At 69.4% G+C, this 19,706-nt stretch carries 16 protein-coding genes and 1 tRNA gene; 13 read left to right on the forward strand and 4 right to left on the reverse strand.

Translation table 11 applies throughout. The annotated features are described in order from the left end of the window. Position 1: 1 nt before the first annotated feature. From H0523_RS25960 to H0523_RS25975, 4 genes are all read left to right on the forward strand, one after another. Entirely contained in the window at positions 2-841 is an 840-nt protein-coding gene (locus H0523_RS25960; protein WP_180180194.1) for a DUF2950 family protein, read from the forward strand. A gap of 210 nt (positions 842-1,051) precedes the next feature. Further along, the gene (locus H0523_RS25965) at positions 1,052-1,996 is read left to right on the forward strand and encodes a YVTN family beta-propeller repeat protein (RefSeq protein WP_054435004.1); all 945 of its coding nucleotides are present in this window, start codon (positions 1,052-1,054) and stop codon (positions 1,994-1,996) included. Beyond that, positions 1,980-2,774: a polysaccharide deacetylase family protein gene (locus tag H0523_RS25970; protein ID WP_054435007.1), complete on the forward strand. Its 795-nt coding sequence runs from the start codon at positions 1,980-1,982 to the stop codon at positions 2,772-2,774. The genes H0523_RS25965 and H0523_RS25970 overlap by 17 nt, the downstream gene beginning before the upstream one ends. Positions 2,775-2,776: 2 nt before the next feature. Then, entirely contained in the window at positions 2,777-3,790 is a 1,014-nt protein-coding gene (locus H0523_RS25975; RefSeq protein ID WP_054435010.1) for a sterol desaturase family protein, read from the forward strand. A gap of 266 nt (positions 3,791-4,056) precedes the next feature. On the opposite strand, the gene H0523_RS25980 is transcribed toward H0523_RS25975, so the two are convergent. Both H0523_RS25980 and H0523_RS25985 read right to left on the reverse strand, forming a co-directional pair. Next, on the reverse strand, positions 4,057-4,554 hold the full coding sequence (locus H0523_RS25980; RefSeq protein ID WP_006392482.1) for an acyl-CoA thioesterase: 498 nt from the start codon (positions 4,552-4,554) through the stop codon (positions 4,057-4,059). A 78-nt stretch (positions 4,555-4,632) separates the two neighbouring features. After that, complete coding sequence (locus H0523_RS25985) at positions 4,633-6,141, reverse strand: DUF1254 domain-containing protein (RefSeq protein WP_054435012.1); 1,509 nt, start codon at positions 6,139-6,141, stop codon at positions 4,633-4,635. Between the two features lie 272 nt (positions 6,142-6,413). Here H0523_RS25985 and fdnG point away from each other — a divergent pair, with 272 nt between their 5' ends. From fdnG to H0523_RS26025, 8 genes are all read left to right on the forward strand, one after another. Beyond that, a complete protein-coding gene (gene fdnG, locus H0523_RS25990) occupies positions 6,414-9,482 on the forward strand; it encodes a formate dehydrogenase-N subunit alpha (protein ID WP_156333555.1) in 3,069 nt (1,022 codons plus the stop codon). 10 nt (positions 9,483-9,492) lie between these two features. Beyond that, the gene (fdxH, locus tag H0523_RS25995; RefSeq protein ID WP_054435021.1) at positions 9,493-10,392 is read left to right on the forward strand and encodes a formate dehydrogenase subunit beta; all 900 of its coding nucleotides are present in this window, start codon (positions 9,493-9,495) and stop codon (positions 10,390-10,392) included. After that, a complete protein-coding gene (locus H0523_RS26000; RefSeq protein WP_006392487.1) occupies positions 10,385-11,032 on the forward strand; it encodes a formate dehydrogenase subunit gamma in 648 nt (215 codons plus the stop codon). Before fdxH ends, H0523_RS26000 begins: the two co-directional genes overlap by 8 nt. Before the next feature lie 126 nt (positions 11,033-11,158). Next, entirely contained in the window at positions 11,159-12,094 is a 936-nt protein-coding gene (gene fdhE / locus H0523_RS26005) for a formate dehydrogenase accessory protein FdhE (RefSeq protein ID WP_054435024.1), read from the forward strand. Between the two features lie 2 nt (positions 12,095-12,096). Next, entirely contained in the window at positions 12,097-13,557 is a 1,461-nt protein-coding gene (gene selA / locus H0523_RS26010; RefSeq protein ID WP_054435028.1) for an L-seryl-tRNA(Sec) selenium transferase, read from the forward strand. After that, positions 13,554-15,491, forward strand: a complete 1,938-nt coding sequence (gene selB, locus H0523_RS26015; RefSeq protein WP_054435031.1) for a selenocysteine-specific translation elongation factor — start codon at positions 13,554-13,556, stop codon at positions 15,489-15,491. The genes selA and selB overlap by 4 nt, the downstream gene beginning before the upstream one ends. 12 nt (positions 15,492-15,503) lie before the next feature. Then, a tRNA-Sec gene (locus H0523_RS26020) sits at positions 15,504-15,599 on the forward strand. 197 nt (positions 15,600-15,796) lie between these two features. After that, on the forward strand, positions 15,797-16,831 hold the full coding sequence (locus H0523_RS26025; RefSeq protein WP_054435034.1) for a glycosyltransferase: 1,035 nt from the start codon (positions 15,797-15,799) through the stop codon (positions 16,829-16,831). A gap of 7 nt (positions 16,832-16,838) precedes the next feature. Here H0523_RS26025 and H0523_RS26030 read toward each other — a convergent pair whose 3' ends face one another. Together H0523_RS26030 and H0523_RS26035 are read right to left on the reverse strand one after the other, a co-directional pair. Beyond that, positions 16,839-17,381 (reverse strand): TlpA disulfide reductase family protein, encoded by a 543-nt coding sequence (locus H0523_RS26030; protein WP_054435039.1) that lies wholly within the window; start codon positions 17,379-17,381, stop codon positions 16,839-16,841. Between the two features lie 12 nt (positions 17,382-17,393). Beyond that, on the reverse strand, positions 17,394-18,491 hold the full coding sequence (locus H0523_RS26035) for a transglutaminase-like domain-containing protein (RefSeq protein WP_054435042.1): 1,098 nt from the start codon (positions 18,489-18,491) through the stop codon (positions 17,394-17,396). Positions 18,492-18,632: 141 nt separating this feature from the next. Between H0523_RS26035 and selD the strand changes: the two genes are divergently transcribed. Next, on the forward strand, positions 18,633-19,694 hold the full coding sequence (gene selD, locus H0523_RS26040) for a selenide, water dikinase SelD (RefSeq protein WP_054435045.1): 1,062 nt from the start codon (positions 18,633-18,635) through the stop codon (positions 19,692-19,694). The last annotated feature ends 12 nt before the right edge of the window (positions 19,695-19,706 follow it).

Below are 19,706 nucleotides of genomic sequence, written 5' to 3' on the forward strand. Positions count from 1 at the left end.
CCTGCGCCTGGCCGGCGCCGCTGCGCTGCTGGCGCTGGCGGCCCTGGCCGCGCCCGCCGCGGCGCAGCAGGTGTTCCCCACGCCGCAGGCCGCGGCCGACGCGTTCGGCCAGGCCCTGGCCACCAGTGACCGCGAGGCCGTGGCCCGGGTGCTGGGGCCGGACTACCGCCAGCTCGTGCCGGGCGGGGTGGGGCAGGACGAGATCTACCGGTTCCTGGCCGCCTGGGCGCGCAAGCACGAGGTGGTCGCCGATGGCGACCGGCGCGCCTGGCTGGGGGTGGGCGATTCCGGCTGGACGCTGGCGGTGCCGATCGTGCGCGTGGCGCAAGGCTGGCGTTTCGACCCCGTCGCGGGCAAGGCGGAAATCCGGCGCCGCACCATCGGGCGCAATGAACTGACCGCCATCGACACCCTGCAGGCGCTGCAGGCGGCGCAGGCCCGTTACCGCGACGGCATCGGCCAGGGCCGCTACGCCGACCGGCTGGTGAGCCGGCCCGGCGCCACCGATGGCCTGTACTGGCCCGACCTGCCCGGTTATCCACCCCAGGCGTTCGGTCCCGACGCCTTGGCGATGGGGCCGGACGTGCCGGTGGCGGACGCCTATTACGGCTACCGTTACAAGGTGCTGCCCGCGCGCGGCGGCGATGGCTACTGGATCCTGGCCTGGCCGGCGCGCTACGGCGAGACCGGCATCGGCAGCTTCGTCATCGGCGCCGGCGGCGGGGTGCGCGAGGCCGACCTGGGGCCTGCCACCGGACGCCGCGCGCCCGCGCTGCAGGGCACCGATGTCTCGTTCGGAACCTGGAGCAGCATTACGCCGCAACCCGTTGGCGCTAAATGATTTTTTACGTTTGTTGCAGTGGCCCCGGGCAAGCGTTGTAGCGGTGCCGCAAACCGCGCCGCGGTTTGCCCGGCGGGCGCCGGCTTACGGTTTTTTGACAGTTGGCTATGCCAAAATGGCGGGCACTGGGATCGGTGCCCGATCCCCTTTTGTCGGACCTGGAAATTGAATCCCTTGCATTTTGTCCGCTGCGCCATTTTTGGCGCAGGGATGGCGCTCAGCGCCGCCGCGGCGTCGGCCCCGATCTTCGTCCTGAACTCCCTGGACGCGAACGTCAGCATCGTCGATCCCGCCACCTACACGGAACTGCGGCGCGTCCCGACGGGCAAGGAACCGCACCACCTGTACCTCACGCCTGACAAGAAGTCGCTGATGGTGGCCAACGCCACCGGCGACTCGATCACGCTGATGGACCCCAAGACCGGCGAGGTGCAGCGCACCCTGACCGGCATCGTCGACCCCTACCAGCTGCAGTTCTCGCCGGACATGAAGTGGTTCGTCACGGCCGCCAACCGCCTGGACCACATCGACATCTACGCCTGGAAGCCGCTGGACAAGGGCTTCGACCTGAAGCTGGTCAAGCGCATCCCGGCCGGCAAGACGCCCAGCCACATCATGATCGACGCCAAGAGCACCACGGCGTACGTCACCCTGCAGGACAGCGACCAGCTCATCGCCATCGACCTGGCCACGCAGACCCCCAAGTGGACCGTCTCGGTCGGCAAGACCCCGGCCGACGTGTTCCTCACGCCCGACCAGAAGACGCTGCTGGTGGCGCTGACCGGCGATTCCTACGTCGAGGCCTATGACGTCAGCAAGGGCCCGGCCAAGCTGATCTCGCGCATCAAGACCGCCGCCGGCGCGCACGCCTTCCGCGCCCAGGGCGACCAGCGCCACCTGTTCGTCAGCAACCGCACCGCCAACTCCATCAGCCGCATCGACCTGCAGACGCTGGCCGTGGTCGACACCTTCCCGGTGCCGGGCGGTCCCGACTGCATGGATGTGCTGGCCGACGGCAAGACCCTGCTGGTCACGTCGCGCTGGGCCCGCAAGCTCACCGTGGTGGACCTGGAGCAGAAGAAGGTCGTCAAGCAGGTGACCGTCGGCAAGTCGCCGCACGGTGTCTGGACGCTGAACCATGCGCCGACCCGCTAAACGGCAATTGGCCGCCGCCGTCTGCCTGGCGCTGGCGGCGCAGGCCGCCACGGCGGCCCCGGCCACCTGTGACAAGCCGGTCTACCTGACCTTCGACACCGGCCACATGGGCGTGGCGCCGCTGATCGCCGACGTGCTGGCGCGCCACCACGTCAAGGTCACGTTCTTCCTGGCCAACGAGCGCACCCTCACCGACGGCAGCAGCCTGGACGACCAGTGGGCGCCGTGGTGGAAGGCGCGCGCCGCCGAGGGCCACGCGTTCGGCTCGCACACCTACGACCACGTCTACTGGCAGGGCGACCTGCCGGACGGCAAGTTCCGCGTCAAGCCCAGCGCCGGCCCCGGCACGGGCAAGCGCGAGACCTGGACCGCCGAGCAGTACTGCGCCGAGATCAAGCGCTCCGCCGCCCGCTTCACGCAGATGACCGGCAAGCAGATGCTGCCGCTGTACCGCGCGCCGGGCGGCAAGACCTCGCCGGCCCTGCTGCGCGCCGCCAAGGCCTGCGGCTTCGAGCACGTGGGCTGGGCGCCGGTCGGCTTCCTGGGCGACGAACTGCCCAGCGACAAGTACCCCAACGCCAAGCTGCTGGACCAGGCGCTGCGCACCATCAAGCCCGGCGACATCCTGCTGGCGCACCTGGGCATCTGGTCGCGCCAGGACCCCTGGGCCCCCGCCGTGCTGGAGCCGCTGATTGAAGGCCTGCAGCGCAAGGGCTTTTGTTTTGCCACTTTGGATACGCATCCCGCTTACCGCGACTGGATCGCTACGCATCACTGATCATGGATACGCTTAGTCAATGGTTCGGGAACTGCCAGCAATGGCTGTTCGAAACCCTGGTGCAGCCGGCGCTGTTCCACCTGGGCCTGAGCAATTTCATCGAGGACGGCTACGACGCCACCATGTGGCTGCTGGTCGGCCTGCTGCAGGTGGCCGTGCTGCTGCTGGTGTTCGGCCCGCTGCAGCGCCTGCGCCCGGTCGAGCCGGTCACCGACCGCCGCCAGATCGGCATCGACGTGCTCTACACGCTGATCCACCGCCTGGGCGTGTTCCGCCTGGCGCTGTTCTTCACCATCGATCCGTTCTGGGACAGCATCTTCGGGCAGCTGCACATCTGGGGCTTCGCGCCGTTCCAGCTCGACCAGTACTGGCCCGGCGTGACCGACCAGGCCTGGGTCAGCCTGATCATCTACCTGTTGCTGTTCGACCTGGTGGACTACCTGTACCACCGCGCCCAGCACCGCTTCGCCTGGCTCTGGGCGCTGCACGCGGTGCACCACAGCCAGCGCCAGATGACCATGTGGAGCGACGACCGCAACCACCTGCTGGACGACATGCTGCGCGACGTCGTCGTGGTGTTCGTGTCGCAGCTGGTGGGCGTGCCGCCCGCGCAGTTCGTGGCGATCGTGGCCATCACCCAGCTGGCGCAGAGCTTCTCGCACGCCAACCTGCGCATGCACTTCGGCGCCATCGGCGAGCGCCTGCTGGTCAGCCCGCGTTTCCACCGCCATCACCATTCCATCGCCTACGACGCGTCGACGCCGGGGCCGGCCGGCGGCTACAACTTCGCCGCGCTGTTCCCGATCTGGGACGTGCTGTTCCGCTCGGCGCGCTTCGGCGTCGGCTACGGCCCCACCGGCATCCATGACCAGCAGCCGGAGCTGGGCGGCCGCGACTACGGCCGGGGCTTCTGGTCGCAGCAGTGGCTGGGCCTCAAGCGCATGGTCGGCCGCGACCGCGAGCCGCCCGTGGCCGCGCCGCCGTCCCGTCCGCCAGGCGCGGCCGAAGGCGCGTAACGCGCCGCGTCGCGCCGTCGCAAAAAAACCGGGCCTCAAGGCCCGGTTTTTTCATGTCCGGTCACCTGTGACCTGGACGCAGCTCGTCGCAAGAATAGCCGCCCGCCCGCCGGGCCGCCCCAAGGGCGGGCAGCCCCCTCGGGGGGCAGCTAGCGCGCGAAGCGTGCGCGGCGTGGGGGCCTTTCCTACCGCCCGCCGGGCCGCCCCAAGGGCGGGCAGCCCCCTCGGGGGGCAGCTAGCGCGCGAAGCGCGTGCGGCGTGGGGGCTCACCCTTCATTGGTGGTTTCGCGCTTGATCTCGTCGTGGCGCCGTTCCATTTCCTGGCGCAGCTCGCGGCGCAGGCGGGCGGCCTCGAAGCGCTGCTTTTCCTCGAGGTTGCGCGGCGCCAGCGGCGGCACCGCGGTGGGGGCGCCGTTGTCGTCCACCGCCACCATCGTGAAGTAACAGCTGTTGGTGTGGCGCACCAGTTTCTTGCGGATGTCCTCGGTGACCACCTTGATGCCGATTTCCATCGAGGTGCGGCCGGTGTAGTTCACCGCCGCCAGGAAGGTCACCAGCTCGCCGACGTGGATCGGCTCGCGGAACACGACCTGGTCGACCGACAGGGTCACCACGTACTGGCCGGCGTAGCGGCTGGCACAGGCGTAGGCGACCTGGTCCAGGTATTTGAGGATGGTTCCGCCGTGCACATTGCCTGAGAAGTTCGCCATATCGGGCGTCATCAGGATGGTCATCGACAGTTGGTGGCTAAAGGCGTCGTCCATGGCGGGCGTTCTACTCGGCGTCAAAACGCCTATGGTAGTGGCGAAACCCTGTCATATCGCCGTCTGCCGCCAGGTTTGTCAGGGTTTCTTCGCGGGCGCGGACGCCGGGGGCGTGACGACGGGCGCCGCGGCGGCGGACGCCGGCTCGGGCTGCGCCTCGGGTTCAGGCGCCGGTTCGTCGCGCACCGCGGGCGGCGGCGTCCACAACCCGTCCAGCAGCGCCGGGCCGGGGCCGTAGGCACGCAGCAGCACGTAGACCGGGCCGCTGGCCGCCAGCGGCAGCCAGTTGGCCTGGGCGCCCGGCTCGGGGGCGGCGTGGCTGATCACCAGATCGAGCGAGCCGTCGGCGTTGTATTGCAGCGGATCGCGGTCGCCCAGCGCGTAGCGGTCCACCGGATTGGCCATGGGCAGGCCCTGGCCGTCATAGGCCGCCAGCGACCATAGCGCGCCGGCCGGCGGCAACTGGCCGCTGTCGAAATGCAGCACGTAGCGGTGCGCGCCATCCAGCGGCCGGCCCAGGCTGTCGGCCGCCAGCAGCAACGCGGTCAGGTCCTCGGGCAGGCCCGAGCCAGGCTGCGCCTGGGCGGCCAGCGCGCGGCGCAGGTAGGCGTTGCCGTAGACGCCGAGGCTGGCCGTCTCCAGCTGCCAGCCGTTGATGCTCTTGAGGGTGGCGCCGGCGGCGGCTTCCATGCGCTCGCGCGCCTCGCGCAGGCCGCGGCGCAGGCCCTGCTTGACCGGGTTGTCGAGCTTGTCGAAATCGAACGGCCGGCCGGGGATCAGCCCGACCCGGCGCAGCTTGGCCAGCACCGGCTGGTCGGTGGCGTGCGGCGGATTGCGGCGCAGCAGCTCGGCGGCGCGCACGAAAAAGGCCTCGGTCGGCATGGCGTCGACCTGCTCGCGCACCGGGATCTTCAGATCCAGGGACGGGTCGGCCTTGATCCGCTGCGATTGCGGCGGCAGGTTCCACTGCGCCAGCGGCGTCAGCGTGAAGCCGTCCTGCAGCGCGTTGACCGCCGCGTATTCGGCCGCGCCGTCGGTCTGGATCAGGGCGCGGGCCCAGACGTAGGCGGTGGGCGCGTCGATGCGCGGCATGCCGGAGGGCAGCGTGCCGCTCCAGCCCGGCGGCACGATCGCGGTGTTGCCGCGCGCCGTGCCGGTGCTGCGCTTGCCGAGCGTGGCGAAGGCGTCGTTCCACATGTCCAGCAGCGTCAGGGTGTACAGGCGGCCGTGGCTGTCCGGTGTCGACAGCACCACGGGGCCGGCCGTCAGGTCGAGCCAGGCGGCGCTGCGCAGCATGTCGGGATTGGCCCAGGGCAGGGCCGCGCCCGGGCGGGGCAGGGTGCGGGTGTGCTGGAAGGTGTTGGCGGGCGCGCCCTCGGCGCCCTGCGCGGGATGCGTGAACTGGCGCCGGGTCAGGTCCAGCGTCAGCAGCGGATAGAAGTACAGATAGCCTTCCATCGCCGCCTCGCGGGCGGACTCGGTGGCGGCGGCGGCCGGGCTCGGCGCCGGCGCGGCGGCGGCGGGGGCCGGCGCCAGGCTCGGCGCGGCCAGCGACAGGGACAGGGCCAGGGGGGCAAGACGGCGCATCGGCGCTCCAACGGGCATGCGGGACGGGCGGAAAAGCGGGCCGGAACCCGCCGTCGGCAATGGTAGCAGTCTCGCGATCATCCAAAATCCGCGAAAAAACCCGATCCTGGCCGTAAATCGTTCTCATTGCTCGATTTCATGGTCGGGGGACGCAAGGCATGGAAACTCGTCCGCGCTGCGCCTATACTTGCTTGCATATCCTTGGAATTCGTAGGGCTTTTCCCCTGGACGGCCCCGCGGCTTCCCCCCATTCACCCGGAGAGGAGTGCTTCATGGTCAACATGAACCGCCGCCAGTTCTTCAAGGTGACCGGTACGACGCTGGCCGGCTCGAGCCTGGCATTGCTGGGGGTAGCCCCCGGCACGGCCATGGCCGAGGTGCGCCAGTACAAGCTTGCGCGCATGACGGAAACGCGCAACACCTGTCCCTACTGTTCGGTCGCCTGTGGTCTGCTGATGTATGGCCTGGGCGACGGCGCCAAGAACGCCCGCGCCAGCATCATGCACATCGAGGGCGACCCCGACCACCCCGTCAACCGCGGCACGCTCTGTCCCAAGGGCGCGGCCCTGATCGACTTCATCCACAGCCCCAACCGCCTGAAGTACCCGGAATACCGGGCGCCCGGTTCGGACAAGTGGGAGCGGATGTCGTGGGACGACGCCCTGACGCGCATCACCAAGCTCATGAAGGCCGACCGTGACGCCAACTTCGTCGAAAAGACCGACGACGGCAAGACGGTCAACCGGTGGCTGACCACCGGCATGCTGGCCGCCTCGGCAAGCAGCAACGAGGTGGGCTACATCACGCACAAGACTGTGCGCAGCATGGGGATGCTGGCGTTCGACAATCAAGCCCGTGTCTGACATGGCCCGACGGTGGCAGGTCTTGCCCCGACGTTTGGCCGTGGAGCGATGACGAACCATTGGGTCGACATCAAGAACGCGGACGTAGTACTGATCATGGGCGGCAATGCCGCCGAGGCCCACCCGTGCGGGTTCAAATGGGTCACGGAGGCGAAAGCCCATAACAAGGCGAAGCTGATCGTCGTGGATCCGCGCTTCACGCGCTCGGCATCCGTGGCGGACTTCTACGCGCCCATACGCACCGGCACCGACATCATCTTCCTGGGTGGCGTCATCAAGTACCTGTTGGATCACGACAAGATCCAGCACGAGTACGTGCGCAACTACACCGACTTTTCCTACATCGTGCGCGAGGACTTCGCGTTCGACGCGGGCCTGTACTCCGGCTACAACGCCGACAAGCGGACCTACGACAAGGCCAGCTGGGACTACGAGCGCGGCGACGACGGCTACGTCAAGACCGACCCGACGCTGGAGCATCCGCGTTCGGTCTACCAGCTGCTCAAGAAGCACTACTCGCGCTATACCGAGGAGATGGTCGAACGCGTCTGCGGCACGCCGCGCGACAAGTTCCTGAAGGTCTGCGAGATGCTGGCGTCCACCGCCACCACCAATCGCGCCGCGACCATCCTGTACGCGCTGGGCTGGACGCAGCACTCGATCGGTTCGCAGATCATCCGCACCGGCGCCATGGTGCAGCTGCTGCTGGGCAACATCGGCATCGCCGGCGGCGGCATGAACGCGCTGCGCGGGCACTCGAACATCCAGGGCCTGACCGACCTGGGCCTGATGTCGAACCTGCTGCCCGGCTACATGACGCTGCCCAACGAGCCCGAGCAGGACTACGGCAAGTACATCGCCACGCGCGCGCTCAAGCCGCTGCGGCCCAACCAGCTCAGCTACTGGCAGAACTACAGCAAGTTCCACGTGAGCCTGATGAAGGCCTGGTGGGGCAAGGCCGCGACCGCCGAGAACAACTGGGCGTTCGACTACCTGCCCAAGCTCGACAAGCTCTACGACATGCTGCAGGTCTACGAGCTGATGAACCAGGGCAAGATGAACGGCTACCTGGCGCAGGGCTTCAACCCGCTGGCGGCCGCGCCCAACAAGGCCAAGCTGAACGCCGGTTTCGCCAAGCTCAAGTTCCTGGTCATCATGGACCCGCTGGTCACCGAGACCTCGGAATTCTGGCGCAATGCCGGCGAGGCCAACGACGTCGATCCCAAGCAGATCCAGACCGAGGTGTTCCGCCTGCCCACCACCTGTTTCGCCGAGGAAGACGGCGCGCTGGTGAACTCCGGGCGCTGGTTGCAATGGCACTGGAAGGGCGCCGAGCCGCCGGGCGAGGCCAAGAGCGACATCGAGATCATGTCGCTGATCTTCACGCGCCTGCGCAAGATGTACCAGGAAGAGGGCGGCAAGTACCCGGACCCCATCGTCAACCTGTCCTGGCCGTACTCCAACCCGCAAAGCCCGACCGCGGAAGAACTGGCCAAGGAATACTCGGGCAAGGCGCTGGTCGACCTGGTCGATCCCAAGGACGCGACCAAGGTCACGCGCAAGGGCGGCGAGCAGCTGGCCGGCTTCGCCGAGCTGCGCGACGACGGTTCCACCGCCAGCGGCTGCTGGATCTTCGCCGGCGCCTGGAGCCCGGCCGGCAACCTGATGGCGCGCCGCGACAACAGCGACCCGACCGGCATCGGCCAGACCCTGAACTGGGCCTGGGCCTGGCCGGCCAACCGCCGCATCCTGTACAACCGCGCGTCCTGTGACGTCTCGGGCAAGCCGTTCGATCCGCGCCGCAGCCTGATCTCGTGGAACGGCAAGGCCTGGGTCGGCGCCGACATCCCCGACTTCAAGGGCGATGAAAACCCCGACGGCGGCATGGGCCCGTTCATCATGAACCCCGAGGGCGTGGCGCGCTTCTTCGCGCGCGCCGGCATGGCCGAAGGGCCGTTCCCGGAACACTACGAGCCGTTCGAGACGCCGCTGGGCTACAACCCGCTGTATCCGAAGGCCAAGGGCGTCACCAGCAATCCGGCGGCGCGCGTGTTCAAGGACGACCTGGCGGCGATGGGCACGGTGGACAAGTTCCCCTACGTGGCCACCACCTACCGCCTGACCGAGCACTTCCACTACTGGACCAAGAACGTCCGCATCAACGCGATCCTGCAGCCCGAGCAGTTCGTCGAGATCGGCGAGGCCATGGCCAAGGAACTGGGCATCGCCAACGGTTCGCGCGTGAAGGTGTCGTCCAACCGCGGCTACATCAAGGCGGTGGCGCTGGTCACCAAGCGCCTGCGCGCGCTGACCATCGAGGGCAAGACCGTGCACCACGTGGGCATCCCGATCCACTGGGGCTTCGTCGGCCTGGCCAAGCCCGGCTTCCTGACCAACACCCTCACGCCATTCGTGGGCGACGGCAATTCCCAGACACCGGAATTCAAGTCGTTCCTGGTGCAGGTCGAGAAGATTTAGGAGAGCGCTCATGTCAATGCAATCCCTGGACATCAAACGGCGCTCGGCCACCACCACGCCGCCGCCCGGCATCCGCGAACCCATCACCGGGTCCGTGGCCAAGCTGATCGACGTCTCCAAGTGCATCGGCTGCAAGGCCTGCCAGAGCGCGTGCATGGAGTGGAACGACCTGCGCGACGAGATCGGCACCAACGTCGGCGTCTACGACAATCCGGCCGACCTGACCGAGCATTCCTGGACCGTCATGCGCTTCTCGGAATACGAGAACCCGCAGGGCGACCTGGAGTGGCTGATCCGCAAGGACGGCTGCATGCACTGCGAGGACCCGGGCTGCCTGAAGGCCTGTCCGTCGCCGGGCGCCATCATCCAGTACAACAACGGCATCGTGGATTTCCACGAAGAGAACTGCATCGGCTGCGGCTACTGCATCACCGGCTGCCCGTTCAACGTGCCGCGCATCTCCAAGAAGGACCACAAGGCGTACAAGTGCACCCTGTGTTCCGACCGCGTGGCCGTCGGCCAGGAGCCGGCCTGCGTCAAGTCCTGTCCCACCGGCGCCATCGTGTTCGGCACCAAGGACGACATGAAGCAGCACGCGGCCGAACGCATCGAGGACCTGAAGTCGCGCGGCTTCGAGCAGGCCGGCCTGTATGACCCGCAGGGCGTGGGCGGCACCCACGTGATGTACGTGCTGCATCACGCCGACCAGCCCGGGCTGTACCACGGGCTGCCGAAGGATCCGCAGATCAGCCCGATGGTGTCGCTGTGGAAGGGCATCGCCAAGCCGCTGGGCGTGGCCGCCATGGCGCTGACGGCGCTGGCCGGCTTCTTCCACTACGCCCGCGTCGGCCGCAACGAGGTCGACGAGGAAGACGAACGCCGTGCCGAAGAGGAGATCCGCCATGAGTGACGATCGCCATCACCGCCGGATCAAGCGCTATTCGCCCGGCGAGCGCACCAACCACTGGATCATCGCCTTCACCTTCATCCTGCTGGCGCTATCCGGGCTGGCGCTGTTCCACCCGTCGATGTTCTGGCTCACCAACCTGTTCGGCGGCGGTCCCTGGACCCGCATCCTGCATCCGTTCATCGGGCTGGTGATGTTCTTCTGCTTCGTGGTGTTCGCCGGCCACATGTGGCGCCACAATATGATGACCAAGGCCGACCGCCAGTGGCTGCGCCAGCTCAACGACGTGGTCGAGAACCGCGAAGAGAAGCTGCCCGAGGTTGGCAAGTACAACGCCGGCCAGAAGCTGCTGTTCTATGTGCTGATCCTGTGCATGCTGGGGCTGTTCGCCAGCGGCATCGTGATCTGGCGCGAGTTCTTCGCCTTCTACTTCCCGATCTGGGTGGTGCGCGCCGCCTCGGTGCTGCATGCCGTTTGTGCATTGGTGCTGATTTGCGCGATCATTGTGCATATTTATGCGGCGATCTGGGTCAAGGGCTCGCTCACGGCGATGCTGCGCGGCTACGTGACCGCGGGCTGGGCGTGGAAGCACCACCGCGCCTGGTTCCGGGAACAAATCGGCAAGCAGTCCACGACGAAATAGGCGGGTCCCGCCCGGCGGGCGCCACCTTGCGGTGGCGGCCAGGCCGGGCCGGCTCCGCCCGATCCCACCGCACGGCTGCCTCCCCTTTGCGGGGCGGCAGCCGTGTTTGTTTATCTGGAGACGCAATTGCAGCGAATTCTTCCGCGTGGCGAGATCGAGGCGCTCGATCACAACACCATTCCCCGCATCCAGCTGCCGGCGCGCGATTCGGTTTTCGCGACGCGCGCGGCGCGCCTGCGGCAGCTGGCCGTGGACAGCCCGGTGGCCGACTACCTGCTGCTGATGGCGCGGCTGGTCGACGCCCAGCACCATGCCCTGCGCGGCTGCAACGCGCCGCCCGCCTCGGAAGACCGCATCGCCCTGGCGCAGGCCCATGGCATGCCGCCGCTGCAGGCGGTGGGCTGGCCGCGCGACCCGTTGTGGCGCGACATCCTGCGCCAGCTGGTCGACGAGGTCGCCGGCGGCCAGGACGTGCCGGCCGAGGCCTTGGAAGTCTGCGCGGCGCTGCGCCGCGCGCTCGATGAAGACACCGAGTCGCTGGAAGACCTGGCCGAGGCGGTGCTGTCGGAACAGCATCGCGGCGTCGACGGCGCCGCCGCGCCGTTCGTCATGGCCGCGCTGCAGGTCTACTGGACCGACCTGGCCAGCCGCTTCGACGAAAAGCAGTTGCCGGTGGCCTCGCCGTTCGGCGTCTGCCCGGTCTGCGCCAGCCTGCCGGTGGCCAGCGTGGTGCGGGTGGGCGGGCAGTTCGAGGGCTACCGCTACCTGTGCTGCAGCCTGTGCGCGACCCAGTGGCACATGGTGCGGGTCAAGTGCTCGCACTGCGAGGACGTCGAATCCGTGGCCTACCAGGCCATCGAGGGCCGCGCGCCCGCCATCAAGGCCGAGACCTGCGACCGCTGCCACACCTACCGCAAGATCTTCTACCAGGACAAGGACCTGCACGTGGAGCCGGTGGCCGACGACCTCGCCAGCCTGATGCTGGACGTGCTGGTGGGCGAGGCCGGCTATTCGCGCGCCAGCGGCAATCCGCTGCTGTGGCACGGCGCCGAGGAGGAATAGCCATGACCGGGCTCGCCGCCGCCGCCGACATCCCCGCGCTCGACCGGCTGCTGAACGCGCCGGCGCTGGCCGCGGCGCTCGACACCCATGGCCGCACGCAAGCGGTGGCGGCGTTGCGCCGGCACCTGGACGCCCTGCGTCAACGCGCCCTGGCGGGCGAACTGCCGCGCGCGGAACTGGCCGAGCGCGCCGTGGCCGCGGCCATCAACGGCGCCCTGGCGCGCGCCGCCGCGCCGCGCCTGCGCGCCGTCTACAACCTGACCGGCACCGTGCTGCACACCAACCTGGGGCGGGCGCTGCTGCCCGATGAAGCGGTGGCCTCGGTGCTGCGCGCGCTGACCACGCCGGCCAACCTGGAATTCGACCTCGACAGCGGCGGCCGCGGCGACCGCGACGACCTGATCGACGACCTGCTGTGCGAACTGACCGGGGCCGAGGCCGCCACGGTGGTCAACAACAACGCGGCCGCCGTGCTGCTGATGCTGAACGCGCTGGCCGACCGCCGCGAGGTGGTGGTGTCGCGCGGCGAGCTGGTCGAGATCGGCGGCGCCTTCCGCATCCCCGACATCATGAAGCGCGCTGGCGCCAAGCTGGTCGAGGTCGGCACCACCAACCGCACCCACGCCGCCGACTACGAGAACGCCATCGGCCCGCGCACCGCGATGCTGATGAAGGTCCATTGCAGCAACTACGCCGTCACCGGCTTCACCAAGAGCGTCAGCGTGGCCGAGGTGGCGGCGCTGGCGCATGCGCGCGGCCTGCCGGCCACGGTGGACCTGGGCAGCGGCACGCTGGTGGACCTGACCCAGTTCGGCCTGCCGCGCGAGGACACGGTGCGCGAGACCATCGCCGCCGGCGCCGACCTGGTGACCTTCAGCGGCGACAAGCTGCTGGGCGGCCCGCAGGCCGGCCTGCTGGTGGGGCGCGCCGACCTGATCCGCAAGATCAAGAAGAATCCGCTCAAGCGCGCGCTGCGCGTGGGCAAGCTGACGCTGGCGGCCCTGGAGCCGGTGCTGCAGCTGTACCGCGCGCCGGAATTCCTGGCGCAGCGTCTGACCACGCTGCGCCTGCTGACCCGGCCGCAGCGCGAGATCCAGCCGCAGGCCGAGCGCCTGCGCGGCGTGCTGGCGCAGGCCGCGGGCGCGGACTACGAGGTCGAGGCGGTGCCGATGTTCAGCCAGATCGGCAGCGGCGCCCTGCCGGTGGACCAGCTGCCAAGCTACGGGCTGGCGGTGCGCCACCGCGGCAAGGGCCGTCCGGGGCGTCACCTGGACCGCCTGGAAACGCGTTTGCGCAATCTGCCGGTGCCGGTGATCGGCCGCATCGCCGATGACGCGCTGTGGCTCGATCTGCGCTGCCTGGAGGCGCGCGACGAAGCCGCCTTTACCGCACAACTCGCCGAAAGTCTCGCTGAACCACCCGCCGCGCCATCCACGGCGCAACCCGCGGAGCCGCAGGCATGATCGTCGGCACCGCCGGCCATATCGACCATGGCAAGACCACGCTGGTGCGGGCGCTGACGGGCGTCGATACCGACCGCCTCAAGGAAGAGAAGGCGCGCGGCATTTCCATCGAGCTGGGCTACGCCTACACGCCGCTGCCCAATGGCGACGTGCTGGGTTTCATCGACGTGCCGGGCCACGAGAAGCTGGTGCACACCATGGCCGCCGGCGCCAGCGGCATCGACTTCGGCCTGCTGGTGGTGGCGGCCGATGACGGCGTCATGCCGCAGACGCGCGAGCACCTGGCGATCCTGGCGCTGCTGGGCGTGGCGCGCGGCGCCGTCGCCTTGACCAAGGTCGACCGCGCCGACGCGGACCGGTTGGCGGCGGTGCGCGCCGAGATCGCGGCGCTGGCGACCGATACCTTTCTTCAGGACGCCCCGCTGTTCGAGGTCTGCGCGGCGCGTCCCGGCGATGACGGCGTGGCGCGGCTCAAGCAGCATCTGGACGAGGCCGCGCAGGCGCTCGGCGCGCGCGACGGCGCCGGTCTGTTCCGGCTGGCGGTGGACCGCGTCTTCACGCTGGCCGGCCACGGCACGGTGGTGACGGGCACGGCGCATGGCGGCCGCGCCCGCGCCGGTGACGAGGACGCCGACCTGCGCCTGATGCCGGCGGGCGCGCGGGTGCGGGTGCGCAGCATCCACGCGCAGAACCAGCCCAGCGAAACCGGCGCGGCCGGGCAGCGTTGCGCGTTGAACCTGGCGGGCATCGACAAGGACGCCATCGCGCGCGGCGACTGGATCGTGGACGCGCGCTGTTTCCTGCCGTCGCGCCATGTCGACGTGGCGCTGACGCTGCTGCCCTCGGCCGACGCGCCCCTGCGGGCCTGGACGCCGCTGCATGTGCATGTCGGCGCGGCGCGCCATGTGGCGCATGCGGTGCCGCTGTCGGCCGACGCGCTGGCGCCGGGCCAGTCGGGCTGGGTGCAACTGGTGTTCGATGAGCCGGTGTGCGCGATGCCGGGCGACCGCTACATCGTGCGCAACGCGCAGGCCTCGCGCACGGTCGGCGGCGGCCGGGTGCTCGATCCGAACGCGCCGGACCGCAAGCGGCGCGCGCCGGCGCGGATGCAGTGGCTGCAAGGCGTGGCCCGGATGCTGGATGGCGGCGGGTTGCAACCGCTGCTGGCGCAGGCCGCGCTGGGGCTGGACGAGACGACGCTGCAGCGCCTGACCGGCAAGCCGGTGCGCGACCTGGCGGCGCCCGAGGGGGCGACCTGGATCGAGCCGCGCGCGCCGCAGGGCGTGCGCACGCTGATCCTGGCCACGCACCAGGAAGCGCTGCGGGCGCGGGTGGAGCAGGCGCTGGCCACGTTCCACCAGGGCGCGCCGGACGAACCCGGGCCGGACGGCTCGCGCCTGCGCCGCATGGCCTTGCCGGCGGCGCCCGAGGCGCTGTGGCAGGGTCTGCTGGACGATCTGCGGCAGCAGGGCCGGGTGCTGCGCAACGGGCCGTGGCTGCATCTGCCGGGCCACACCGCCGCGCTGGCCGAGGCCGAGGCGCAGCTGGCGCAACGCCTGCTGCCGCTGCTGGCGGCGGGGGCCTACGACCCGCCTTGGGTGCGCGACCTGGCGCGGTCGCTGGCCGAGCCGGAAGAACGGGTGCGCCAGGTGCTGCGCAAGCTGCTGCGGCGCGGGGACGTGGCGCAAGTGGTGAAGGATCTGTTCTATCACCGCGAGCGGGTGGCGGAGCTGGTGGCGCTGGCGGTCGAGCTGGCCGGAAAGCCGGAAGGGCTGAACGCGGCGGCCTTCCGGGACGCCACGGGGCTGGGACGCAAACGGGCGATTCAGATCCTGGAGTTCTTCGATCGGACGGGGCTGACGCGGCGGGTGCGGGACACGCATGTGCTGCGCGCCGATAGCGCGTATCTCGGGGCGAGTCAGGCGGTATCATAGGCGGGTCTTTCTGGAAGGCATCCGTGTCCGGTGGCACGGCCGGGCTTCAAACCCGGTTGGGGGCGTCAGACGTTCCCAGGTAGGTTCGACTCCTGCTGCCTTCCGCCATTCTTACCCGTGATGGTCGTCCGGCTAAAAATAGGCGGACCGGTCTTGTATTGATGCGTTCGGCCCCCCCTGGCCCCGTAATCCGGCGTAGTTTACCGATCCACCCGCGCCTGTTGGACGATGGATCCAATATCGAAGACCAATGGCAAGACCCTGGTTCAAGGCGCGAGGATTCAAGCGCCTACGCATCACCGGATATGAACCACGTCGACCCCATTGCGCCACAGATCAGTCTGATCATCCCCGTTTACAACTGCGAGCGGTTTCTTCCCCACCAACTGGACGCGCTGCTGGGCGATGCCGCGATGAGCATGGAGGTGATTGCGGTCGATGACGGTTCCTCCGATGGTGGCATGGCGATCATGCAGGCCTACGCCGCCAGGGATGCCCGCCTGCGCATCATCAAACAGGCTCATCTCGGGCAGGGCGCCGCAAGGAATGCGGGCCTGCGGGCGGCGCGCGGCACCTGGATTGCCTTCGCCGATGCCGATGACGTGCTGCCCGTGGCGGATCTCGCGGCTTGGCATGAACAGGTCATCTCGCAGGATCTGGATGTGTTGATCGGAAACGCGTATCGGTTCACGGACACGCCGCCTCCCGCTCCCCGTCCTCCCGTCCTGACACGCCAGCCCGTCGCCCGGACGATGACCGGCCAGGACTGGATCGCCCACTGTGTCGGCGTCGGCGAATGGCCGCATTACGTCTGCCTGCAACTGGTCAGGCGTGAACTCATCACCCGGCACCGGCTGGCGTTCGACCCCACGATATTCCACGAAGACATTCTCTGGACCGCCGATCTCGCCCTCGTCGCCAAGCGGATTGGCTTCGCGCCCGAACCCGTGTACGGCTATCGCCGCAACCCCGATTCGACAACGCTCTCGCCGTCACCCCAGGTCCGCCAGTGGCGCGGCATCAGCTACGTCCATATCATCGGCACCTTGCTTGCTGTCTCCTCAAGGCAAGAACTCGGCCGCAGGACGCGTATCTCGATCGCCCGCCACGTGCTGCATGAACTTCTGTGCTTCGTGAATCTGCTACGCAAGGACGTGGACAATCCGCAGATGCGGGCGCACCTCGCGCGCGCCATGCTCGATCTTCGCGCCTGGCCGCGGCTGGTTCGCCACGCGCGCGGTGTCGCCGATCTTCGACGCCTGCTCAAGGCGTATTGGCGGCTGCGACGAATGGCCCGGGCCGAAAGCTCAGTCGCCGCCGACGCGGCCGCCAGCCGGTAGCCAGAGCCTAAGCGCGCAGCATCCGGGTGACGACGCTGCTGACGTTCTCGGCTTTCCAGTCCAGGGCACCCAGGTGCCAGTGGCGGATGCTGCCGCCGCGGTCGACGAGGTAGTTGGCGGGCAGGCCCACGGCGTCCCATTTCTTGGAGACGGTGCTGTTGCGGTCGTGCAGCACGGCGCCGGCGACGGGCCATTTGGCCAGGAAGGTGGTGATCTTGCCGAGGGCTTCGCCGACGTTGACGGCGACCAGGCGCAGGCCTTCTTCGCGGTGGCGCCGGGCCATGGCGGACATGAGGGGAATTTCGTCGCGGCAGGGATTGCACCAGGTGGCCCAGAAGCTGACGATGACGACGTTGCCGCGCCAGTTGGCAAGCTTCTGTTCGCGGCCGGAGAGGTCGGGCAGGACCAGGGGCGGGGTGGCGGCGGTCCAGGGGGCCCAGTCGGGGCCGGTGGCGAGCTTGAGGGCGCTGTCGCTGGCGGCGGCGCGGGCCCAGGCGGGCAGCGCCGCCAGCGACAGGGCGGATTGCAGCAGTTGGCGGCGGCTGGGCATGGCGCGGCCGGTTCAGGTGGACAGGGGGCGGGCGGTCAGGGTGTAGCGGAAGCGGTCGGGGTCGAGGCTGTCCAGGCGGCCGTCGGCGGTTTCGCCGTTGGGGTACATCAGGAATGGCACCGGGCCGTGGGCGGAGCCGGGCAGGGCGACGTCGTGGCCGTGGTTGTAGGCCACCCAGTTCATTTCCCAGGCGCCGAACAGCATGACGCGGGCGCTGCGCACGCGGGCGTCGGTGGCGGGCAGGTCGCCGGGCGGTTCTTCCAGCATGACCTTGCGCACGTCGGCCGGGTCCACCGGGATCCAGCCATAGCCGTCGGCGTAGAACTCGGCGCGGCAATGCTGCGCGCGGGTGACGTCGCCGGCCTTGCCCAGGCTCTTGTAGCCGAGCTGCGAGTCGGCCACGCGCAGGCCGTAGGCGTCGCGGGCGGGGATGCCGGAGGCCCGCGCCAGCGCGACGAACAGCGCGTTGATGTCGGCGCACTTGCCGTTCAGGTCGTTGGCGGTGAGCATGTAGCGCACGTCGCCGGTGCCGCAGCCGCGGGTGGAGGCGGTGCGGCAGGTGTTGTCGACCACCCAGTCATAGATCGCCCGGGCCCGCGCCAGCGTGCCCTGGTGGCCCTGGGTGATGCGGTCGGCGGTGGCCTTGACGATGCCGTCGGTGGGCAGCAGCTCGGTGGGCTGGATGAACTCGCGCAGGGTGGCGGCGCTTTCGCGCGGGGCGCCGGGGGACGGCTGGGTCAGGTCGACGCGGCGGTTGCGGGTCTGGAAGCGGCTGGTCACGGTGACCTCGCGCGGCGCCTGGGCGTCGGGCCATTGCACCGCCAGCATGCGCACGTCGTAGCCGGGGGACTGCGCCAGCTGCGCGCTGCCGCCGCCGCTGACCAGCCAGGCGCTTTGCGCGCCGCGCTGGTAGGACGTGTCGGCGGCGTAGGGCAGGGGTATCCAGAGGCGCGGATGGGCGCCGGGGTCGAGCACCTGGATGTGGGTGGTCAGTTCGAAGCCGCGCCAGTCGGCGCTGATGGGCGCCTGCTCGGCGCGTGCGGCCAGGGGCAAGGCCGCCTGGGCGGCGCACAGGGCGCCCGAGAAACGGAGGAAGTGTCGGCGATCCATAAAGCCCTCACGCACGGTGAAGTTTGGCTGTCGGTGCGCCCGGTGGCGGGCGGCCGTCCGTTGCTGCCTGCTGCCAGATCATCATAGGGCCATTCGGGGGCGCGATGCTATCCTTTTCCCATCACCTATGGAGAGACTGACATGACCCAGGATGCTGCGTCCGCGGCGGTGCCGCGCTTGACCTCGCTGTCCCATGGCGGCGGCTGTGGCTGCAAGATCGCGCCCGGCGTGCTGTCGCAATTGCTGGCGCGTTTCGGGCCGGCCGCCAGCTACCCCAACCTGCTGGTGGGCACCGAGACGGCCGACGATGCCGCCGTCTACCGGCTCAACGACGAGCAGGCCCTGATCGCGACCACCGACTTCTTCATGCCGATCGTCGACGATCCCTACGACTTCGGCCGCATCGCGGCCACCAACGCGCTGTCCGACGTGTACGCCATGGGCGGCACGCCGATCATGGCGCTGGCGATTGTCGGCATGCCCATCAATGTGCTGCCGCACGGCGTCATCGCCGACATCCTGCGCGGCGGCGAATCGGTCTGCAAGGACGCCGGCATTCCGGTGGCCGGCGGCCACAGCATCGATTCGGTCGAGCCGATCTACGGCCTGGCGGCGATGGGGCTGGTGCATCCGGACCGCATCAAGCGCAACGCCGACGCTCGCGCCGGTGACGTACTGGTGCTGGGCAAGGGCCTGGGCGTGGGCATCCTGTCGGCGGCGCTCAAGAAGAACCGCCTGAACGCGGACGGCTACCGCGTGATGATCGAGACGACCACGCGCCTGAACCGGCCGGGCGCGGCCCTGGCGGCGCTGGACGGCGTGCACGCCATCACCGACGTCACCGGCTTCGGCCTGCTGGGCCACACGCTGGAGATGGCGCGCGGCGCGGGGCTGACCGCGACCCTGCGGCGCGAGGCCCTGCCGTGGCTGCCGGGCGTGCAGGCCTTTGCCGCCGACGGCGTGATCACCGGCGCGTCGGGCCGCAACTGGGCCTCGTATGGCGAATCGGTGCGGCTGGCGGCCGGCGTGACCGACGTCGAGCGGGCCTTGCTGACCGATCCGCAGACCTCCGGCGGCCTGCTGGTGGCGTGCGCGCCGCAAGCGGCGCAGGCGGTGCTGGATCTGTTCCGCGAACAGGGTTTCGCCGACGCCGCGGTGGTCGGCGAGATGACGGCGGGCGACCCACTGGTGCGGGTCGACTAGCGCGCATCGCGA

This window comes from Achromobacter insuavis, assembly GCF_902859645.1.
Classification (GTDB): Bacteria; Pseudomonadota; Gammaproteobacteria; order Burkholderiales; family Burkholderiaceae_B; genus Achromobacter; species Achromobacter insuavis.